The organism is Synechococcus sp. R55.7 (assembly GCF_047461955.1).
Classification (GTDB): Bacteria; Cyanobacteriota; Cyanobacteriia; order Thermostichales; family Thermostichaceae; genus Thermostichus.
Window position 1 is genome coordinate 1 of record NZ_JANSIC010000385.1, and the last position, 1,041, is coordinate 1,041.

1 protein-coding gene is annotated in these 1,041 nt (G+C 62.2%); it reads left to right on the plus strand.

All coding sequences use genetic code 11. The features are described 5' to 3' along the window. Positions 1-61: 61 nt before the first annotated feature. Entirely contained in the window at positions 62-1,030 is a 969-nt protein-coding gene (locus tag NW820_RS12650) for a Gfo/Idh/MocA family protein (protein ID WP_238376973.1), read from the plus strand. Positions 1,031-1,041: the final 11 nt, after the last annotated feature.

Consider the following 1,041-nt stretch of genomic DNA (forward strand, 5'->3'; position numbering starts at 1 on the left):
GGATCCCTCCTGTGTGATGCTACAGACAGAGGCAGGCTAGGGGAGGGAACAAACCTTGCGGGTGGGGATCATCGGCACCGGCTACGCAGCTCGCTCACGGGCCGAGGCCTTGCGCAAAGATGGGCAAGTGCAGATTGTCGCTGTTGCCGGTCGAGCTCCCGACCGGAGCGATGCTTTTGCCGCCGAGTTGGGGGCCGTCGCCTATTCGGACTGGTCTTCTCTGTTGGGCGAGCAGCGGCTGGATCTGGTTTTTGTCAGCACCATCAATCGGGATCATGCCGCCATTGCCCGTGCTGCTCTGGAGGCAGGGATCCACACCGTCGTGGAATATCCCCTCGCCCTCAGCGCTGCCGAAGCGCGTTCCTTGGTGCAATTGGCAGCCGAGCGGCAAGTGCTGCTGCACGTCGAACACATCGAGCTAATTAGCGGCGTTCACCGGTTGCTGAAACAAGAGCTGGAAGGGTTGGGCAAGCTGTTTGCCGTTCGCTACATCACTCTCACCGCCACCCACCCCGCCCCCGATCGCTGGACCTATCGGCCTGAGTTGTTTGGCTTCCCCCTCATGGGGGCCGTTTCTCGCATCCACCGCTTGGTGGACTTGTTGGGCAGGGTAGAACGGGTGAGCTGCCAACTGCGCTACGACGGGCCGGATCTGCCCCACCGCTACAGCAGTTGCTACTGCACAGCCCAGCTGAGTTTTGCCAGTGGGTTGCTGGCGGTGTTGACCTATGGCAAGGGGGATTCCCTGTGGTGCTCGCAGCGGCTACTGGAGTTCCACGGTCAACGGGGGGGCCTATTGATCAACGGCGAAGAGGCAACGTTGCTGCGGCCCGGCAGCGCCCACCCTCTAGAGACGGGATCCCGCCACGGCCTGTTCGAGCAAGACACCCGCATGGTGCTGGATCACCTGCGCCACGGCAGACCCCTCTATATCCATACTGAAAACATGCTCCACGCCCTGGCGGTGGCCGAGGCAGCCGAGCGATCTGCCCAAACCCAGCAGGTGGTTTGCGTTCAGGATTGGCCCTAAGGGAAGTCCCT